Origin of the sequence: Herpetosiphon giganteus (assembly GCF_016907925.1) — a bacterium.
Classification (GTDB): Bacteria; Chloroflexota; Chloroflexia; order Chloroflexales; family Herpetosiphonaceae; genus Herpetosiphon; species Herpetosiphon giganteus.
The window spans coordinates 20,382-38,690 of the sequence record NZ_JAFBCZ010000044.1 but is presented as its reverse complement, the minus strand read 5'-3'; the positions used below and the strand labels follow the sequence as shown (position 1 = coordinate 38,690).

Annotated in this window: 18 protein-coding genes; 6 read left to right on the top strand and 12 right to left on the bottom strand. The window is 51.6% G+C overall.

Features of this window, described 5'->3' with window-relative positions; genetic code table 11:
• Positions 1-96: 96 nt before the first annotated feature.
• From dapB to groES, 3 genes are all read right to left on the bottom strand, one after another.
• Positions 97-894, bottom strand: a complete 798-nt coding sequence (gene dapB, locus JOD20_RS24730) for a 4-hydroxy-tetrahydrodipicolinate reductase (RefSeq protein WP_204757846.1) — start codon at positions 892-894, stop codon at positions 97-99.
• A gap of 104 nt (positions 895-998) precedes the next feature.
• Complete coding sequence (groL, locus tag JOD20_RS24725; RefSeq protein ID WP_204757845.1) at positions 999-2,645, bottom strand: chaperonin GroEL; 1,647 nt, start codon at positions 2,643-2,645, stop codon at positions 999-1,001.
• A gap of 38 nt (positions 2,646-2,683) precedes the next feature.
• The gene (groES, locus tag JOD20_RS24720; protein WP_054536209.1) at positions 2,684-2,986 is read right to left on the bottom strand and encodes a co-chaperone GroES; all 303 of its coding nucleotides are present in this window, start codon (positions 2,984-2,986) and stop codon (positions 2,684-2,686) included.
• 320 nt (positions 2,987-3,306) lie between these two features.
• On the opposite strand from groES, the gene JOD20_RS24715 reads away from it, so the two are divergent.
• Both JOD20_RS24715 and JOD20_RS24710 read left to right on the top strand, forming a co-directional pair.
• Positions 3,307-3,894: an RNA polymerase sigma factor gene (locus JOD20_RS24715; protein WP_204757844.1), complete on the top strand. Its 588-nt coding sequence runs from the start codon at positions 3,307-3,309 to the stop codon at positions 3,892-3,894.
• Positions 3,884-4,804, top strand: coding sequence for a hypothetical protein (locus JOD20_RS24710; RefSeq protein WP_204757843.1), 921 nt, complete (start codon positions 3,884-3,886; stop codon positions 4,802-4,804). The genes JOD20_RS24715 and JOD20_RS24710 overlap by 11 nt, the downstream gene beginning before the upstream one ends.
• On the opposite strand, the gene JOD20_RS24705 is transcribed toward JOD20_RS24710, so the two are convergent.
• The 5 genes from JOD20_RS24705 to JOD20_RS24685 all read right to left on the bottom strand — a co-directional run bounded on the left by JOD20_RS24705 (position 4,801) and on the right by JOD20_RS24685 (position 9,782).
• Entirely contained in the window at positions 4,801-5,334 is a 534-nt protein-coding gene (locus JOD20_RS24705; protein ID WP_204757842.1) for a hypothetical protein, read from the bottom strand. The two genes, JOD20_RS24710 and JOD20_RS24705, sit on opposite strands and share 4 nt — an antisense overlap.
• A gap of 21 nt (positions 5,335-5,355) precedes the next feature.
• Positions 5,356-6,105, bottom strand: coding sequence for a metallophosphoesterase family protein (locus JOD20_RS24700; RefSeq protein ID WP_204757841.1), 750 nt, complete (start codon positions 6,103-6,105; stop codon positions 5,356-5,358).
• 69 nt (positions 6,106-6,174) lie between these two features.
• Positions 6,175-6,798, bottom strand: a complete 624-nt coding sequence (locus JOD20_RS24695) for a histidine phosphatase family protein (protein WP_204757840.1) — start codon at positions 6,796-6,798, stop codon at positions 6,175-6,177.
• 1 nt (position 6,799) lies between these two features.
• Positions 6,800-8,122, bottom strand: coding sequence for a pyridoxal phosphate-dependent aminotransferase (locus JOD20_RS24690; RefSeq protein ID WP_204757839.1), 1,323 nt, complete (start codon positions 8,120-8,122; stop codon positions 6,800-6,802).
• 763 nt (positions 8,123-8,885) lie between these two features.
• On the bottom strand, positions 8,886-9,782 hold the full coding sequence (locus JOD20_RS24685; protein WP_204757838.1) for a hypothetical protein: 897 nt from the start codon (positions 9,780-9,782) through the stop codon (positions 8,886-8,888).
• 63 nt (positions 9,783-9,845) lie between these two features.
• Here JOD20_RS24685 and JOD20_RS24680 point away from each other — a divergent pair, with 63 nt between their 5' ends.
• Together JOD20_RS24680 and JOD20_RS24675 are read left to right on the top strand one after the other, a co-directional pair.
• Positions 9,846-10,298, top strand: coding sequence for a cupin domain-containing protein (locus tag JOD20_RS24680; RefSeq protein ID WP_204757837.1), 453 nt, complete (start codon positions 9,846-9,848; stop codon positions 10,296-10,298).
• A 12-nt stretch (positions 10,299-10,310) separates the two neighbouring features.
• Positions 10,311-11,483 carry a C40 family peptidase gene (locus tag JOD20_RS24675; RefSeq protein ID WP_204757836.1) on the top strand — a complete coding sequence of 391 codons (1,173 nt, stop codon included), beginning with the start codon at positions 10,311-10,313 and terminating at the stop codon, positions 11,481-11,483.
• On the opposite strand, the gene JOD20_RS24670 is transcribed toward JOD20_RS24675, so the two are convergent.
• The 4 genes from JOD20_RS24670 to JOD20_RS24655 all read right to left on the bottom strand — a co-directional run bounded on the left by JOD20_RS24670 (position 11,480) and on the right by JOD20_RS24655 (position 15,906).
• Complete coding sequence (locus JOD20_RS24670; protein ID WP_204757835.1) at positions 11,480-12,565, bottom strand: STAS domain-containing protein; 1,086 nt, start codon at positions 12,563-12,565, stop codon at positions 11,480-11,482. The genes JOD20_RS24675 and JOD20_RS24670 overlap by 4 nt on opposite strands.
• A gap of 118 nt (positions 12,566-12,683) precedes the next feature.
• The gene (locus tag JOD20_RS24665; RefSeq protein ID WP_110514783.1) at positions 12,684-12,896 is read right to left on the bottom strand and encodes a DUF2267 domain-containing protein; all 213 of its coding nucleotides are present in this window, start codon (positions 12,894-12,896) and stop codon (positions 12,684-12,686) included.
• Between the two features lie 75 nt (positions 12,897-12,971).
• Complete coding sequence (locus JOD20_RS24660; protein WP_204757834.1) at positions 12,972-14,897, bottom strand: ATP-dependent helicase; 1,926 nt, start codon at positions 14,895-14,897, stop codon at positions 12,972-12,974.
• 187 nt (positions 14,898-15,084) lie between these two features.
• Positions 15,085-15,906, bottom strand: coding sequence for an SAM hydrolase/SAM-dependent halogenase family protein (locus JOD20_RS24655; RefSeq protein ID WP_204757833.1), 822 nt, complete (start codon positions 15,904-15,906; stop codon positions 15,085-15,087).
• Positions 15,907-16,227: 321 nt separating this feature from the next.
• Here JOD20_RS24655 and JOD20_RS24650 point away from each other — a divergent pair, with 321 nt between their 5' ends.
• A complete protein-coding gene (locus JOD20_RS24650) occupies positions 16,228-17,619 on the top strand; it encodes a Mur ligase family protein (protein ID WP_204757832.1) in 1,392 nt (463 codons plus the stop codon).
• A gap of 12 nt (positions 17,620-17,631) precedes the next feature.
• Entirely contained in the window at positions 17,632-18,045 is a 414-nt protein-coding gene (locus JOD20_RS24645; protein ID WP_420828962.1) for a cupin domain-containing protein, read from the top strand.
• Positions 18,046-18,309 lie beyond the last annotated feature (264 nt).

The following is an 18,309-nucleotide window of genomic DNA, read 5'->3' as shown; positions in this document are numbered from 1 at the left end:
ACCGAGGCTACTGCAGCACCCGCTGTGGGAACGTAGGGGGATGCGTACCATTCCAAGATAGACTCCGTTGGACATCCAACGGAGTCTTCTTTTTGTTTAATCTAAAACATGCTCTAAACCACGTTTCAAGCCCACAAATGTATTAACCTTGCGAATCGCCAATAACGCGCCATCAACATATGGCTCTGCTCCATTGCCTGCCTCATGACGCAAAATGAGCTTTTGGTCGGGCATACCAAATATCGCTTCAATGCTAATCACGTAGCCTGGCAGGCGCACTGAATGTACTTGTTGCTCAGCCATCCGCGCTCCTCGGGTTGCTTGCTCGCCTACAATCTCTTCGGTTGGCACGGTTTGGGTTGAAGCACGCACTTGGCCTAAGCGAAAGGCTAGTTCTCGGGCTGTGCCGCTTGGAGCATCGATTTTCTTGTCGCTGGCGTAATCAATAATCTCGCTATGCGCAATGTAGCGGGCTGCAATCGAGGCAAATTTTTGCAAAAGCACCACGGTGAGCGCAAAATTGCCAACCGCCAACACGCCACGCTGGGCTTGCAACGCTGCTTCGTTAATCGTGGCATAGGCTGCATCATCAAGCCCCGATGTGCCAATCACCACATGCGCGCCATGGGCCAAGGCTTGCAACACGTTATCCAAGGCAACAGCAGGTTTGGTGTATTCAACAAACACATCGCAGGGCTGGCTCAGCGCCTCGCTGGCCGTAGCAAACACTAGACATTCCAGCGTAGGCTGATTCAACACAACTCCCAATTGCTGGCCTGCATGGCTCCGTGAAACCGCCGCTACCAAGTTTAAATCATTGGTTTTGGCAAGGCCTTGGGCCAGCGCCGAGCCGGCCCAGCCTGTTGCCCCAGCTAAACAGACACGAATTGACATAATCAATCTCCTACTAAGTTTGTATAGTTTTATGATACAAGTTAAATGAAAACCCCTGCTGTTCAGTTGAACAACAGGGGTTTCGTGTTGCCGAACGGGCTGGATTAGAAATCCATGCCGCCCATGCCACCCATACCGCCACCAGGAGCTGGGGCAGCTTCCTTTTCAGGAATATCGGTGACCAAGGCATCGGTGGTCAAAATCATCGAGGCAATCGACACGGCATTGAGCAATGCCGAGCGGGTTACCTTAGCTGGGTCGATGATGCCCATTTCAACCATTGAGCCATATTCGCCAGTGATGACGTTGTAGCCAAGGGTTGAGTTGTTTTGTTCTTTTTGCAAGCGGCGCACGGTGTCGATAATCACGGCACCATCTTCACCTGCGTTGCGAGCCAATTGGCGAATTGGTTCTTCCAAGGCGCGGCGCAAGATCAAGATTGCAGCTTTTTCGTCTTGGTTCGCTGGCTCAACGCTATCCAACGCTGGCAATACGCTCAACAAGGCAATCCCGCCACCAGGCACGATACCTTCTTCAACTGCTGCCCGAGCGGTTGAGAGCGCATCTTCGACGCGGTGCTTGCGTTCTTTCAATTCTGGCTCGGTTGCAGCCCCAACCTTGAGCACTGCTACGCCACCAGCCAATTTGGCCAAGCGTTCTTGCAGTTTCTCGCGATCGAAATCGCTGGTGGTGGTTTCAATTTGAGCACGAATTTGTTCGATCCGAGCTTTGATTGCTTCTTCGTCGCCGCGGCCTTCAATAACCGTGGTTTCGTCTTTGTTGGCAATCACGCGGCGAGCGCGGCCCAAATCTTCGACCGTGGCGCTGTCAAGCTTGCGGCCAATTTCTTCGCTGATAACCGTACCACCGGTGAGGATGGCGATGTCTTGCAACATGGCTTTGCGGCGATCGCCGAAGCCAGGAGCTTTGATTGCCAACACGTTGATCGTGCCGCGCAATTTGTTCAACACGAGGGTTGGCAAGGCTTCGCCGTCGATGTCTTCAGCGATAATCACGAAGTTCTTGGTGAATTGCAAGACCTTTTCGAGCACTGGCAAGATTTCTTGGATCGAGCTGATCTTCTTGTCGGTGATCAAAATGTATGGGTCTTCCAAATCTGATTCCATGCGGTCGCTGTTGGTGACGAAGTAGGCTGAGATGTAGCCACGATCGAATTGCATACCTTCGGTATATTCGGTTTCGTAGCCCAAGCCTTTGCCTTCTTCAACGGTGATAACACCGTCTTTGCCAACTTTGTCCATCACTTCTGCAATCAAATCGCCAATTGACGAATCGGCAGCTGAGATGGTAGCAACGCTTGAGATGTCGGTGCGATCGTTGACTGGCTTGGCCAAATCGCGGATTGCTTGCAACAAGACGGCGGTGCCTTTGTCCAAGCCACGCTTGATCATCATCGAGTTAGCGCCAGCAGCCACTTGGCGCAAGCCTTCGTGGACAATTGCTTGAGCCAAAACGGTAGCGGTGGTGGTACCGTCACCAGCAACGTCGTTGGTTTTGGTTGCTGCTTCAACCAACAAGCGTGCGCCCATGTTTTCAAATGGGTCTTTCAATTCGATTTCTTTCGCAACGGTAACGCCGTCGTGGGTTACGGTTGGTGAGCCGAATTTTTTATCGATAGCGACGTTGCGACCACGTGGGCCCAAGGTCGTCTTAACTGCATCTGCAACCACGTCCACGCCACGTTTGAGTGCGCGGCGGGCTTCTTCATTAAAAGCAACTTGCTTTGCCATTGTTAAATAATCCTCCTAAGAAGCGTCGCGAATTAGCCTTAGCCTTGAACGACGGCCAAAATATCTTTTTCAGCCAAAATCAAATAATCTTCGTCGTCCAACTTGATCTCGGTGCCAGCATACTTGGCAAACAACACGCTATCGCCAACTTGCACTGCAACTGGCACACGCTTGCCGTTATCGTCCAACTTGCCTTCACCAACAGCCACAACGATGCCTTCTTGGGGTTTTTCTTTGCTCGCTGTGTCGGGCAGGAACAAGCCACTCTTGGTTTTTTCTTCTTTGGCTTGAGGCTTGATCACCACACGATCGGCCAAGGGGCGAATCCGGAAATCAGACATGATATTGTGTCCTCCTTAGTTGACCATTTAGCAATCTACTGTGATGAGTGCTAAATCCGAGTGTTAGTGTATGTCGTTCCGTTAAGCTTGTCAAGGTATGGTTTGTCACTCTTGCCATGAGAGTGCTAAATCGATTTAGCCCATTCTGAAGCCAAAAAAGCTGATTACTTGCGCCAAAATGCTGAGTTAAGTGTTTGTTAGAATTAAGCAAAATCTTGCTAAACGTGCTGTTTTTTGGCTGTTTGTTACTTTTCGGCGCTAGCCAACGATATTCTAGCTGCAAGGCCATGGCGATTCAAACACCCAAGGAGGCTGACGATATGGCATTGATTCATCGCTTGGTTGCTGAACGTACGCCATTCGATCAGCAAACGTTGGAGGATCACCGTGATGTGGCGTTGGCAGTGGCGGGCGATCATGAGGCCTTTGTACGCTTGTACCAACGCTATATCACGCCGGTCTATCGCTTTCTTGTGGCGCGTTTGCAACAGCACCACGATGCCGAGGAAGTGGCGGCGCTGGCCTTCGAGCGTGCTTGGCAAAGCCTTGGTCAATTTAAGCCCAATGGCTCATTTGTCGGCTGGTTGTTTACGATTGTGCGCCGCTGTTTAGCCGATTTTTATCGGCGCGGCCAACGTCGCCAACAGCAAACCCACTTATCCGATGACCTTACCAGCCAGCAATTATCGCCCGAATTGGCTATGCTGGCGCTTGAACAACAAGCCTTGTTGCAGCAAGCTGTGGCCCAACTCTCACCAGAACAGCAGGAGTTGCTTCAACTGCGGTTTTTTGCCCAATTGCCCTATGCAACGATTGCCCAGATTGTCGGCAAACGTGAGGCTGCGGTCAAAATGGCCGCCTATCGAGCACTTGAACAACTCAAACGGAGGCTCGCCGATGACCAATAATCTCGATCTTGACCAAGCTTTGGCTGAGCTAGAAAATGGCGTGCTTGGTCAACAGCTCAGTGGGCAAGCTCAGCGCTTTAGCCCAGCACCGGCAACGATGCAACGAATTCAGGCTGGACTTCAGCCACCAGTTAAGCGAGGAAATAGTATGCAAGCATTTTTTCAACGTCGCCCAGCGCGGGCTTTGGCGCTGGCCGCCTGTAGTGTCGCGGTCGGTTTGGGCTTGATTTTTGGCCTGAATCAACCAACTCGTAGCGTTTCAGCCGCCGAGTTGATTCAACGGGCAGAAACCTTTGCTACTCAGCCAATCGTGGTCAATGGCAAGGCTCGGCATATTGCGATTGAAATTTCGACCACCCGCAGCGATGGCCAAATTGGTGAACATTATCGCGATGAGATTTGGCTCGCCCAAGGCCAATCCCATCTTTTATTCTATCAGCCAGCCCGCCAATCATTAAATGGCCAGCCAGTCGGCTACCAAATGGGGCCAACGATTGTCGATGAAAACTACTTCTGGAACTACAACGCCCACGACAATACCTCAATCAAAGCGCCGTTCGATGAATGTTCATTGAACTTAACCCAATGGGTAGGCAATGGGGCTTTTGGCTCGAACGACGATTTTCCCAATGCCACGATTTTGCGCAACGAAGAAATTGATGGTCGCCAACTGACGGTAGTTGATCTTGGTGGCGATATGGGGATTGCTTGGATCGATGCTAACACAGGCCAGATTTGGAAATTCACCAGCACCCATGTGTATCAAGGCGTAACCACCGAAAGCTTGGTACAATTTGTGGTCGATGAAACGGTTGAATTAAATGCCTTGCCTGCCGAATGGCAAACCTACACCGCTCCTGCTGGCAGCCCAATCATCGAGCAAAGCACGCCATTTTGTATCTATGGCTAGCTTTCGAGCGATTCTAGGCGTAGCACCGTCGCGCCTTGATCGTTAACTTCGACAATCATCACTGCGCAGCCTGCCTCAATTGCTCGGCCACCGATTGCCCTGGCATTGATGCGGGCTGCGCCTTTTTGATGTTCATAGGCGACCACCCCAAAGCCTTCTGCTGGCAGCGCTTCGACCACCACACCCAGCTGGCCGATTGGCCCAACTTTGCTGGCAGCCGAACCAGCCTGCTGCACAATGCTGCGCTCGATAATCATGCGATAGAGCAATAAACCCACTGCCAAGCCACCAGCCAGCGCAATCAGGCCGCTAAGCCACCAATTAACTCCAGCGCCACGGGCAAGAAAACCCACGCCCGCTGCGGTAATTAGCCAACTGGCCAACACTAACGGCTGAATAAACAACCAGCGCGATGAGCGTTGCATGTGTTCGAGCGAGGGCCAGAGCGCTTGGCGGCGAGCCTTGGTGATGATGATAATCAGTAAACCCAAGCCAAATGCTGCCAGATAAAACCATTGATCAAGCGTCAAAGCGAGCGATCCTTTCCGCAATTAATCAGCAAGCTGTGCCCGACCTGTTGCTAACCAGCGGGCTAGATTTTCGCGCCCGTTGTGGCGAGCAGTAGTAGCGGCCTCGTGCCACGCATAGCCAATCGCATACTGCTCAACTTGCCAGCCATGGGCGTTGCGTTCAACAATCGCATAGCGTGCATGCGGGCTGCCTGCTTGCATAACGTGAGGGTACGGTAGGTCATCATTATACGCGGGAATACCAACACTGCCTGGATTGACAATTAATTGGCCGTTGGTCAGCTGCACGATGCGTCCAATATGGCTATGTCCACAGACGATCAGCGATTGGCTCACGCCTTGAATTGCGGCGCGAATCGTTGCCTCTGAATGCAACTGCACCCCCTGCGGCGTGACATGCTCCAATAAATAGGTGGTATCGCTGCTTGGCGTGCCATGGCAGCAAAATATATCATCAACAATCGCCGTTGCTGGCTGGTTGGCAAGCCACGCTCGCTCGTTGGGGCCTAAATCGGCCTGCACAAAGCGATAACTGAGGTTTTGTTGCGCTATTGGAATTTCTTCGAACAAGATGCGATCTTGGTTGCCACTAATTGAGATCGTAGCGATTTGCGCCAGTTGTTCAGCGCACCAGCGTGGTTGGAGCACGCTATACACGCTATCACCAAGATTAATAACCTGATCAACGTGGCGTTGCGCAAGATCAGCCAAAACTGCCGCTAAGGCCAAACGATTGCCATGAACATCGGCCAAAAGTGCCCAACGTGGCATACTCAATACTCCAATTTGATTGGATCGTTTGCTGATAGGCTCTGATTATAGCCGAGATAGGATGTTTGGTTAGCAGCTTGCGGGGCGGGTGTAGCCGCGATTGAGCCAATTGATGATCGTGCCACTTTGGTAGAGTTCAAGGCACGAAAGGCTGCCGAGGTCGAATTTCCACTGCCAATAAAGCGCAAGCGGCGTTTGAAATACGTGGCAACATAAGATTTGTAGGCTGGTGGCGTGGGCAACCAACAGGACACAACGTCCAGCGTATTGCGCAATGAGATCGTTGGTGGCTGCTTGAACCCGCTCGGCGACAGCTAAGAGGGTTTCGCCTTGGGGAGCGGGAATATGCAAGGGATCGGCCCAATGCGCGCAGGCTTGCTCAGGATGTTGATCTAAAACTTGGCGATAGGTCAAGCCTTCCCATTCGCCATGATCAATTTCGCGCCAACGGGGGTCGCTGTTGGCTTGAACTGTGGGCAGCGCACGCGCCAGCGTTTCGGCTGTACGACGTGCGCCACTATGAAGCACAATTTCTGGAGTTTCCTCGCTGAGCCACTGCCCAAGCTGCAATGCTTGAGTGTGGCCGCGCTCGCTAAGCCCTTCATCAGCGCGACCTTGGTAGCGTCCCGCTTCATTCCAAGCGGTCGCACCATGACGGGCAAGCAGCAAACGCAGGCCACGTGGATCGATCATGCTACTTGACTCGCTCCAAGATTGCACGCATCCGAGGGATACATTGCTCGACATCGGCGACTGAAACTGCGCCAACCGAGAGCCGCATCCAGCCAGTTTCTTGACGCAGGCCAAAGGCTTGGAATGGCACCAAGGCCACGCCTGCTTGCTCCAGCAAAATATCGCCAATTTGGGCGTTGCTGGTAATTGGCACGCCATCGAGGCTCTTGCCAACCAAATCGAATTGGGTTGAAAGATAAATTGCGCCTTGGGGTGCAATCGCATCAACTGGCAAGCCCGCAGCCTTCATTTCTTGCACTGCGTTGTAGATCAAATTCAAACGGGCGCGAACTTCATTATGCATATTGGCATAGAAATCGTCGAGCACATTGTCTGCGCTCAAAATATGCGCCGTGGCTTCTTGCTCTGGGTGAGGAGCCCACGCGCCAACGTGATTCAAGAAAGCTTTGATCCGATCGGTGATGTGGGGTGGTGCTACAACCCAGCCAACCCGCAAGCCGGTCGCTGCCCACGATTTAGAAATCCCATCAATGAAAATCGTGTAGGCAGCCATTTCGGGCATTACTTCGATTGGCGTAACGTGGCGAATATCGCCAAGCTGCAATTCCCAATAAATTTGGTCGTAGACCAGATAGAGCAAACGCAAGCCAAGCTCTTTGCGCCGCGTATTTTCATTCACGATCAATTCGCTGATTTTGCGCAATTCCTCTGGCGAGATCATTGTGCCAGCGGGGTTGAGCGGCGAGTTGATCGAAATCAAACGAGCTTCTTGGATGAATGGCTCAAGCAAGGCAGCGGTTGGCAAAAAGCCATCTTCTGGGCGGGTTGGAACCTCAATCGCCTTTGAGCCACACAAATAGGCATAGTGATTGTTGTTCCACGACGGCACTGGGTAAATCACCGTTTCGCCTGGATCGATCAATACGCCATAGGCGGCGTAGAGGCCAGGGCGAGCGCCAGAGATGATCTGAATGCTTTCCAATGGATAGCGCAGACCCAACCGCTTTTCGTAGTGGGCAAGCACTGCTTTGCGCAATGCCAACACCCCTTCGGCAGGCGGATAGTTGGTGCGGCCAGCGCTATACGATTCAATTGCTGCATCGCGCAACGCTTCAGGAATTGGAAACTGTGAAGGCGCAAAATCACCGACGGTGAAATTACAGACTGTGCGGCCTTGGGCTTGCAACGTGCGGACATTACCGGCAATTCGCAAAATTTCAGAACCAACCATGCCACGCGCCATTGCGGAGATCGATTGGCTGCTCAGTTCAGTTGATGTTGGCTCGAAATATTCAGCTGCATCAACCGTTTCAATCAGTGTCATTGCTACACTCCTCGATGTTTGGGAGGAACAGTTTGGCTTGCGGGACGATTTCGCGTCCCTAAGTATAGCAGATGTGCTACGGGTACAATCAGCGACAACTTGATGAACGAATGTAGGACAAATCGGCGATTGTTCTACGCGGGCTATGGGCTTTTGGCTATGGGCTATCGGATTGATCTACGAAGCACACGAAGATAGGGTGATAGGCTGTTGGCTATTGGCTATTTGTACTGGTTCATTGGATTAACGACGGTTTACCCCTCACCCCAACCCCTCGCCCGTCCGACGGGCGAGGGGCTTTAACGCCGTGGTTCTTGCGTAATTCGTCGGTAAAACTAGTGCTCCCCTCGCCCGCGTTCAGTGGGAGAGGGGCTGGGGGTGAGGGCATACTCTGGTTGCCAACCTCATGAACCAGTACAGCTATTGGCTATTGGAGGTAGCATCATGGAATTCATACAAATATTCCGCTAGCCTCAAGCCAAGAGCCATGCTCCTCTGCGCCTCTGCGTTAAATGCCGATTCACGCAGGATTGAAACCGCGAAGGGCACGAAGGGCACGAAGGCTATGTTTCGCCACAGATTGCACAGATTATTCAGATTATTGTTCCGATAGCCCGCAGCCATGCTTTCTCTGCGCCTCTGCGTTAAAGGTTTGATCCACGAAGGGCACGAAGGACACGAAGGCTATGTTTCGCCACAGATTGCACAAATTTTTTAGGATTATGTTCTATGTTCTATGCTCTATGTTCTTACTCCCCAACCCCTACTTATACCGATCGTAATACTTGGCCCGATACGGCGAGCGCAGCAGTGTCAAGCCATCTTTGAGCCGAAAACTGATTTTTCGCAAGCCCATTTTGAGGCTGGTTGGCAAGCGACGGCGCAGCGGTGTCGTGAGGCGGCTGACCAACGATGGTCGGCGTGAGCCTGTACCAGCCTGCCAAACGCTCACATAATCGCTTTGTTGCACTTTGAGGCGTTCGATTGGCGTGGCGCTGATTCGTTTGGCTTGAACCAATAAAAAGGCTGGACGGCGATTTTGCAACGTAACCCGCCCACCAACTGCCTTGGGGTCGTGCACCCGATACCACGGTGCATGCGGATACATCTCGAAAACATACATTTTTTCCAGCTGATAACCATTTTCAGGGGTCAGAATGCGCCAAAATAGCTCTGGCGAAAATTGATAAAAGCCATGCCCAGCCATATTGTTGCATGGCGTAATCGCCAGAAAATGGCCACCCTCAGCAACCATGTTTAAGCTATTTTGCAGCGCGATTGGCAGATTGAAGATATGTTCAAGCGTGCCACCATCAATCACGCTGCTAAATCGGCCATGCAATTCAGCAGGAATTGGCTGATTCAGATCCTGCAAAATCGTCGCTGATTCATAATCGGAAAAATCGATTGAATCGGCGCTGCTGGCCCCAAGATAATGCAGCAGTGGTTCGGCAAACATTGGCTCGCCATCAACTGCATCGCGGGTGAGGGTTTGGGCCACAATCAGCGGTAGCGTCTCACCTACTTGGGCAAAAACCTGTTGTAAATCGTACACCCCAAGGTGCATCCCCTGACGGCCTAGGGTTAAACTCTGTTTAAACTGGACACCAGTACTTCGGGCTTCCAAAAGGAAGCGAATAGTATTAGTTTCAAATCCCATAAAAGCTCCATAGCCAGGGCGAAAACCATCGCCTATAATGATCATAATCAGCGGAGGTTGCCTATGTCACAGCTTGCCGATCATACCATGCTCTTGGAAAGTCCGATCGCCAACGACTCGCATAGCCAAGTTGCGGTCAAGCTCACTGGCTCGGATACTGATGGCGCATTTTCCTTAGTTGAATATACCAGCTTGCCTGGAACCGGTGTTATGCAACATATGCATACTCGCGAAGATAAAACCTTTATTATCCAAGCTGGAATTTTTGAGTTTTGGATCAATGGCGAGACGATTATTGCCAAGCAGGGGGCCACGGTTGATCTGCCCATGGGTGTGCGCCATTCGTTTCGCACCCTTGGAACCAGTCCCTGTGTTGCATTAATAGTTGCGGCTCCGGCAGGTTTCGAATACTATTTCCATGATTTCAGCGATGCCATTCAACAATTTGGTTTGCCACTGCCTGCTGCTGCCTTAACGCAGTTGAATCAGGCCTATGGGATTATTTTTGAAGAATAAGGATTCATCAATATGCCCCAATTGCCAATCCTAGCGCGGGATCGGCGGCGATTGCAGATCGCTGGCTGGTTGCTTGGCGCTGGGTTAACTGTGCCTTTGCTGCTTTGGTGGACGTTTCCTGCAACCTCGCTCGCCCCAATTCCGCCAACCGCAACGCCGCAAATTGTCAGGGTTGGTGCAACCCTCGATGAGCCGATTCCTGCCGATTGGCAAGCGCCGGTGTTGAATCCTGAACTTGAAGCCCAAGCCTTGGCTATTCCCGAAACCTTGCCATTAACCAGCAGTTTGTTGGCTGAGCCAATTTCTGCCGATACGGTGTTTACCACCACGATTGCTGGCTTGGTCGCAAGCGATGAATTGAATTTGCGCGATGGCCCAAGTGTCGATTATTTGCCCATGGCCATTTTGCCCAACACAACGCCGCTAACCGTGGTTGGCCGCTTTGAGGGCTGGCTGCAAGTGGTCACGCCACAACGGGCTTTGGGCTGGGTTGATGATAGTTATGTGGCCTTGGCAAGTTCGGCCCAAGCATTGCCCCAAATCGCTGAGCACGCCGACCCAAATCCGGCTTTATTGGCCGAACTGAATGTCGAGCGGGCCAATGTGCGGATTGCGCCCCAAACTGGTTCGAAGATCATCACAACCTTGGGCGCTGAGCAAGGCCAAGTTAATTTGCTGCAACAACGTGCTGGCTGGTTCAATGTGCGCACCAATAATGGCACTGAGGGCTGGGTTTCGGCTGAACTTTTACAAGCAGATGATTATATTTTGCGCCGCGTGCCAACCTTGAGTGCCTCGCCCAACGCGCTTGAAGCAGTCCGCTTGGCGAGCAAATATATTGGCTATCCCTATGTTTGGGGTGGCGAGACTCCGCGTGGCGGCTTCGATTGCTCAGGTTTGGTGTTGTATGTCTATGGCAAATTGGGCATCGATATGCCGCACAGCGCCGCCGAACAATGGACTGGCGGCTATGGCCAAAAAATTACCAGCCAACACGATTTAGTGCCCGGCGATATTGTCTTTTTCAAAAATACCTATAAAAAAGGCGTGAGCCACGTTGGCATTTACGCTGGCAATGGCAACGTCATTCAGGCGCTCTCCGAAAACTTGGGCATTCGGGTTTCCGATTTATCCAATAGCTATTGGAATAGCCGTTTTGTTGGGGCAATTCGGCCATTTCCCTAGTGCATGGCCGATTGCAAATCGCGATAGATAGCCACATGTTCGAACACAATGCCCAAGTTGACCAAGGCTTGGGCCACTTCAGGCCGCACGCCAATCAAGGCAACCTTGGCTCCCAGCAACTGCGCCGAATCCACCAAGCGCAATAAACCAGTTGCCACATCGTTATCAAACCACGAAAGCCCAGTCACATCGAGCAATAAGCGTTGGGCACGGCGCTGTTGAATTTCGCCCAGCGCAATCACCTGCAAATCGCGCAAACGCTCGTTATCAAGCGTTCCGACAATTGGTAACACCAGCGTATCGCTGCTGACTGGCAATACTGGTACGCTCAGTTCGCGAATTGTTTGGCGTTGCTGCTCAATTTGGCTAACATAGGCTGCTTGTTCTTGATTACGTTGTTGTAATTCGACCAGCGTATGTTGCAATTGCTCTGTGCGCTGGCCAACTTGTTGCTCTAACGAAGCTCGCGATTCTTCCAGCGAATAATTAATTCGTTTGACTTCGCGTACGGTCAAGTTTAATCGCCGATGAAAACTAAATAACAATGAGATAATCATGGTCACAATTGGCGTTCCCGAGGTAATCATAATCAGCAAAACATTAATTTTGGGATAATTATATTGGTCATTGAAAATGAAACCTAAGAATGTGACAACGATAACCGAAATCCATGCCACAATGCTAATTTGTTTGAGATGATGGCTATTGACAAACTGTACTGCAATAATCAACATCAAAAAAACATATAAAACGCTGAGTGGCCATTCGATTGGGTTGAAAAAAGTAATGATCATTGGTAATACAGTACAACCAATAATCATCAGATAGATACTTGGCTTAATTTGATTACGCCGGGCAAAAAAGCGTCCAGCAATAAAAAATAAGCCTTGAAAAAGCACTGCAAAGCCACTCAACGGGATTTTTGACTGCATGATGAAATCTGACGCATCAGGGATGATTACCGTCAGCGTCGCGCCAATCAATAACCCGACATAAATCGCGATGGCAGTTAATCCCAAATAACGGCCTAAACGCAGGTGATCAGGCTGTTGATCGGGATCAACGGTGCGAGTGCTTTGCATAGATTCGCTTCCTTTAGCAACACAGTAGTGCTATTGTATCAAATTTTGCTCACTTGCAGACATAACAAAAAGGCAGCCAAGCTTGGCTGCCTTTTCATCGATTGGTTCGTGACTGAAATTATTCTTTGTTGCCAAACAGCCCGCCGAGCAAGCCCTTGGCTTTGTCGGCCACATCCATCACATTTTCGCCAGTCAGGAAGCTTTCGACTTGACCGCGCAAACCTTCTGGCAATTTGTCGCCCAAAAAGCCCTTGACCACTTCAACCGCCTTGTTGGCTTGTTCTTCGCTTAAGTTGGCCTTTTGGACAAGTTGGGCAATAAGTTCTTTCATTGGTCACTCCTACGCTTCAAAAATCCTAACACTCAGAGTGTAGGCTCAAAAGTTTACCTAAACGTTAACGAATGGTTAGAAAGCCTTGGCTTTGGCTCGTTCACGGCCATAGACCAAAATATCGTCGAGAAAGCGCGATGGATTGCGGGTGTTGCGCTGGCGTTTTTTGGCATGCGAAAGGTAGAGTTGTTCGCCAGCCCGCGTCAAAGCGACATAACACAAGCGCCGTTCTTCTTCAACGCCGCCTGCTTCAACTAATGAGCGTTCGTGGGGCAACGTGCCTTCTTCTAAGCCCGCCACATAGACGATTGGCCATTCCAAACCTTTGGCTCCATGAATCGTCAGCAGTTGCACCGCATCGCGCTCATCTTTATCTTCAACATTGGTCAGCAAGGCAATTTCTTGCAAAAACGCCGCAAGGTTGGTATGTTCGCCCGCTGCCACCCGCAACTCCTCCAAGTGGGCGAGGGCATCGCTGCGATCAGGATCTTTCCAATCCTTTTCGATCATGGCTTGGTAGCCACTTTCTTGCAATACCGTTTGCAGCAAGCCTTCTGGCGGGTAGGTTCCGCTGGCCAATTTGCGCCAACGATAGATTTTGCGTGCCCAATCGCTGACTGCTTGACTCGCCCGATCGCTGAGTCCTTCCCAGGCTTCGCGCTTCAAAATTGCTTCGCCAATCGGTAAACCCAAGGCCGCGGCTTTGCTGGTGAGATGGGCAATTGTGTTGGCGCTAATTCCTCGGGCTGGCACATTGATAATTCGATTCATGCTCAGGCTATCGCTGGGATTAGCAATAATTCGCAAGAAAGCCAAGGCATCGCGAATCACCCGCCGATCGTAAAAGCCTGCTTGGCCTTTGAGCGAATAAGGAATCCGCGCTTGGCGCAAGGCGGTTTCCAGCCCCCGGCTCATATGCCGCGAGCGATAGAGAATTGCAATATCTTTGCTGCGGCGGCCTGTGCTGAGCAAACTGCCAATTGATTTGGCGATGGCATCGGCTTCGGCGCGATCGTCGGCTGCTTCGTTGATTACCAAGGCTGGCACTGGTGGCGAACGGCGGGCCGCTTTCAAGGTCAGCGCTGGCACGGCCACCGAATGGCGCATCACAGCGTAGGCTGCATCAAGAATTTCTTGGCGCGAACGATAATTGGTCAGCAACTCAACAACCTGCGCTTCGGGAAAATCGCGAGTAAAACGATTGATAATCGTGTAATCGGCGTTGCGAAAGCCATAGATCGATTGTTGGGCATCGCCGACTGCAAATAATGAGCGCGGACGCTTGCCAACTGGCCGCGAAAGCAACTCAAGCAAGGCATATTGCGCCGAATCGGTATCTTGATATTCGTCGACAAGCACATGTGCCCAGCGCGATTGCACTTCATCGAGCACATCGTGATGCTCAAATAGCAGCTTGTAGGTCATCACGATCATATCGTCGAAATCGACGGCATTCGAGCGCTCAAGCTGACGTTGATAGGTGCGGTAAATCGCCGCTGCATACTGGCTTAGCGGATCGTTGGCCATCTGGCGGGCAAGGGTTGGCGGTTGCATGCGGCTTTTGAAGCGCGAAATCAAATTCAGCACCTGCGGTGCTTCAAGATCATGCGGCATGCGCCCAGTGTAGCTATCCATAGCTTGTTGAACGAGTTGCAACTGCTCGTCGCCAGCGTAGATTGTAAAATTGGCGGTGTAATTGCGAATGCGCCCAGTAATATGCTGGCGCAGCAATTTGCCACAAATGGCGTGAAAAGTTCCGGCGGTGAGGCCACGGCTGCGTTTGCCCAGCAAATCGCGCAAACGGGTGCGCAGTTCGCTGGCAGCTTTGTTGGTAAACGTTACCGAAACAATCGAATCGGAGCTTGCGCCCTGTTCGATCAGATAGGCGATGCGGTAGGTGAGGACGCGGGTTTTACCGCTGCCTGCGCCAGCCTTGACCAAAACAGGCCCCAGCTGCGCCATAACCGCCGCCCGTTGTTCGCTATTGAGAGTATCAAACATAGTTTTTACGGAAGGATGAAGGATGAATTATGAAGGATGAATACTTGATTACCTTGTTTCATCCCTCATCCCTCATCCCTCATCTTTCGCTATTGAGAGTATCAAACATAGTTTTGGCAAAGGATGAATTATGAATTATGAAGGATGAATACTTGATTACCCTTTTTCATACTTCATCCCTCATAATTCATCCTTCTATAAAGCGAATGCGCAGGCTATCGCCGATGCCAACGCCGAGCATGCGGGCGGCATTGCCGTTGCGCACCGCCAACTCAAGCCGTTCGCTGGAGCCGAAAAGCGCCATTACCATGCCCCACTCGCTATCGGCGTAGGTGCGGCAAATCCGGCCAATTTGCTGATCGAGAATGCCGATTTCAACTTGCTCGATGCTGCCGTGTTGGGCAATAAAATCGCGGGTAATGTTGGTAATACAATTGCCAAAATTATCAACGTGGATGATTCGCCCTTCCCATGCATCATCAAGGCGATGGCGTGGCTCGGCTAGCGGCAACTCGACTAATTCAGCTAATGGATTGCCAAGTTCTTCAGCTTTCAAACCTTTGGAAAGATGGGCCGCAACTGGAGCGAAAATATCGCGACCATGGAAGGTTGCGCTCACTTTGGGCAACCACCAGCGCTTATCGCTCAGTTCGATCAACTGCAATTGCTCGCGGCCAAATTCTGCCACAAGGTCTTTCCACACATACGAAAGCACCCCGTTATCGGGAGCCACAAAGGCCCAACGTGGCGAACACAACGCCACGGCCTTGCGATCGCCGCCCACCCCTGGATCAACAATTACCAAATGGACAGTGCCATCGGGAAAGTAACGATAGCCTGTATGCAATAAATAGGCTGCTTGGGCAATCCGCTGCGCATCAATTTCATGCGTCACATCGATCAACGTAGCCTGCGGATTAACCGAGAGAATCACTCCTTTAAGCACAGCGCTATACGCATCAACACTGCCAAAATCGGTAGTTAGGGTTAAGATTCCATTCGGTTGCATATACTCCCGCCTATAGTTTGCGTAGGTCAATTGTTGTTAACGCCGTTTAGTATACGAGAATGCGTAGCGAAAGGCAAAAGAAAGGATGAAGGATGAGGGATGAAGGATGAGGGATGAAGGATGAGGGATGAAGCCATCTTCGTGTCCTTCGTGGATCAAAAACTTAACTTCGCGATCTTCGCGTGCTTCGTGGTTCCAATAGCCAATAGCCAATAGCCTGATACCTATGTTCTATGCTCTATGTTCTATGTTCTCTCTAATGTGACTTTTATGCTATCCTACTCTCCAGAAAGTATGGGCTGGTTGTGACTGAGGATAATCATGACACTACGTGAGCATGTTGCATTAAGTGTTGCGCAGCTAGCGCAATGGGCAAGCCGCCAATTTGGCTTTGGCGGTGGCACAAATTTACCTGGTCGGATTGCACGTCGGGTTGCGCCCGATGTACTGCGGCATCAGGCGCAGCGGCTCAATGGCGGGGTGATGCTTATTTCTGGCACCAACGGCAAAACCACGACCAGCCGCATGATCGCGGCAATTTGCAGCCAACAAGGCCAGCCTGCATTACATAATCGGGCTGGCGCAAATTTGATCACTGGGCTAACCGCTGCCACCCTCGATCTAGGCATTTGGGGCGAGCCGCACTATCAACGGGCCTTGTTCGAGGTTGATGAGGCCCATTTGCCCGCCGCCATCGCCGAAACCCAGCCCCGAGTGGTGTTGCTGCTCAATCTCTTCCGCGATCAGCTTGATCGCTATGGTGAGGTTGATACGCTGGCCGCAAAATGGCAAAAAGTGCTTGCCACGCTGCCTAGCACAAGCACCGTTGTGTTGAACGCCGATGATCCCGCAATCGCCGATTTGGCAACTGGCTTGCAAGCCAACGTGCTTTTTTATGGCCTCGAAGATACACGCCATGGCAACGATGCGCTGCGCCATGCCGCCGATTCGATTTTCTGTCGCCGTTGTGGCCAGCCCTATGACTATGATCCTGCCTATTATGGCCATATCGGGCGCTATCATTGCCCCGCCTGCGGTCATTGCCGGCCAGAGCCGCACATTGTGCTGCGCCAATTGGAGCTTGATGGCACGCGCGGCAGTACCTTGCGCGTCGTGTTGAATCAACCCCAAGGCCAGCAAGCGCTCGAATTAAGCTTGCCTTTGCCTGGCCTCTACAATGCCCTAAATGCCTTGGCTGCGATTGCCGCCACCAGCGCCTTGGATGTGCCGTTGCCAATTATTCGCGCGGCTTTGGAGCAATTTAGCGCCGCCTTCGGGCGCATCGAACGCTTTGACTATCAGCAAAAACAGGTTCTGATGGCTTTGATTAAAAATCCGATAGGTGCAAGCGAAACCGTGCGCATGATTACCAGCGGGAGCCAAGCGCCGCTTAACTTGATGATTGCGATTAACGATAAAATTGCCGATGGTACCGATGTTTCATGGCTTTGGGATGCAGATTTTGAGGCGTTGGCTGGCCATACCCAACAGATTGTGGTGAGCGGCACGCGGGCGGCTGATATGGCGAATCGGCTGAAATATGCTGGGATTGACCAGCAACAAATCCATGTCGAGCCAGATTTGGCCCAAGCCTTTGATCTGGCAATTGCCAACGACACGGCCTTGACGATGCTGCCAACCTACACCGCCATGCTCGAAATGCGCGAGGTCTTGGTCGATCGCGGCGTGCTCAAGCCATTTTGGGAAAGCTAATAACTGGGGGAAATGCGGATGTCTGAACAAGCCGATTGCGTGATTATCCGGCCTAATGAACAAAGTGGCTTTGCTGGCAAACAAGGGCTTAACTATTTTGCTGGCATTGCTGCCGAAACCGCAGGCTCGCAGGCGCTGTGTATGCATATGCTGCGCATGCCTGCTGGCGCACGGGCCAAAGCACATCATCACGAAAGCCACGAAACCGCAATTTATATGCTGAGTGGTACGGTAGAAATGTATTATGGCCATCAATTGGAGCGCCATGCGGTCGTTCATGCTGGTGAATATGTGTATATTCCCGCGGGTATGCCACATTTTCCCTTCAACCCGTATGCTGAAGAAGCCGTGGCGATTATTGCGCGCACCGACCCCAACGAGCAAGAAAGCGTCGTACTGCGCCCAGATTTGGATGCGTTGCGTTAACCACGAAGAGCACGAAGTTAGGCTATACGGTATCGGCTCTAGGTGTAATGATTCATTGGATTGACAACGAGTGGCATTCCCTCACCCCCAGCCCCGCTCCCACTGCACGCGGGCGAGGGGAGCAGCGGTTTTTACCGACGTATTGCGCAAGAACCACGGCGTTAAAGCCCCTCGCCCGCTCCATGGGAGAGGGGTTGGGGTGAGGGGGCAAACCGTCGTTAACGCAATGAACTATTACACCTAGAGCCGATAGCCTAATCCCTA

Bases quoted from the DNA above. Each gene is read 5' to 3' on its own strand.
- dapB (WP_204757846.1), bottom strand. From the start codon at position 894: ATGTCAATTCGTGTCTGTTTAGCTGGGGCAACAGGCTGGGCCGGCTCG.
- groL (WP_204757845.1), bottom strand. From the start codon at position 2,645: ATGGCAAAGCAAGTTGCTTTTAATGAAGAAGCCCGCCGCGCACTCAAA.
- groES (WP_054536209.1), bottom strand. From the start codon at position 2,986: ATGTCTGATTTCCGGATTCGCCCCTTGGCCGATCGTGTGGTGATCAAG.
- JOD20_RS24715 (WP_204757844.1), top strand. From the start codon at position 3,307: ATGGCATTGATTCATCGCTTGGTTGCTGAACGTACGCCATTCGATCAG.
- JOD20_RS24710 (WP_204757843.1), top strand. From the start codon at position 3,884: ATGACCAATAATCTCGATCTTGACCAAGCTTTGGCTGAGCTAGAAAAT.
- JOD20_RS24700 (WP_204757841.1), bottom strand. From the start codon at position 6,105: ATGCCACGTTGGGCACTTTTGGCCGATGTTCATGGCAATCGTTTGGCC.
- JOD20_RS24695 (WP_204757840.1), bottom strand. From the start codon at position 6,798: ATGATCGATCCACGTGGCCTGCGTTTGCTGCTTGCCCGTCATGGTGCG.
- JOD20_RS24690 (WP_204757839.1), bottom strand. From the start codon at position 8,122: ATGACACTGATTGAAACGGTTGATGCAGCTGAATATTTCGAGCCAACA.
- JOD20_RS24685 (WP_204757838.1), bottom strand. From the start codon at position 9,782: ATGGGATTTGAAACTAATACTATTCGCTTCCTTTTGGAAGCCCGAAGT.
- JOD20_RS24680 (WP_204757837.1), top strand. From the start codon at position 9,846: ATGTCACAGCTTGCCGATCATACCATGCTCTTGGAAAGTCCGATCGCC.
- JOD20_RS24675 (WP_204757836.1), top strand. From the start codon at position 10,311: ATGCCCCAATTGCCAATCCTAGCGCGGGATCGGCGGCGATTGCAGATC.
- JOD20_RS24670 (WP_204757835.1), bottom strand. From the start codon at position 12,565: ATGCAAAGCACTCGCACCGTTGATCCCGATCAACAGCCTGATCACCTG.
- JOD20_RS24665 (WP_110514783.1), bottom strand. From the start codon at position 12,896: ATGAAAGAACTTATTGCCCAACTTGTCCAAAAGGCCAACTTAAGCGAA.
- JOD20_RS24660 (WP_204757834.1), bottom strand. From the start codon at position 14,897: ATGTTTGATACTCTCAATAGCGAACAACGGGCGGCGGTTATGGCGCAG.
- JOD20_RS24655 (WP_204757833.1), bottom strand. From the start codon at position 15,906: ATGCAACCGAATGGAATCTTAACCCTAACTACCGATTTTGGCAGTGTT.
- JOD20_RS24650 (WP_204757832.1), top strand. From the start codon at position 16,228: ATGACACTACGTGAGCATGTTGCATTAAGTGTTGCGCAGCTAGCGCAA.
- JOD20_RS24645 (WP_420828962.1), top strand. From the start codon at position 17,632: ATGCGGATGTCTGAACAAGCCGATTGCGTGATTATCCGGCCTAATGAA.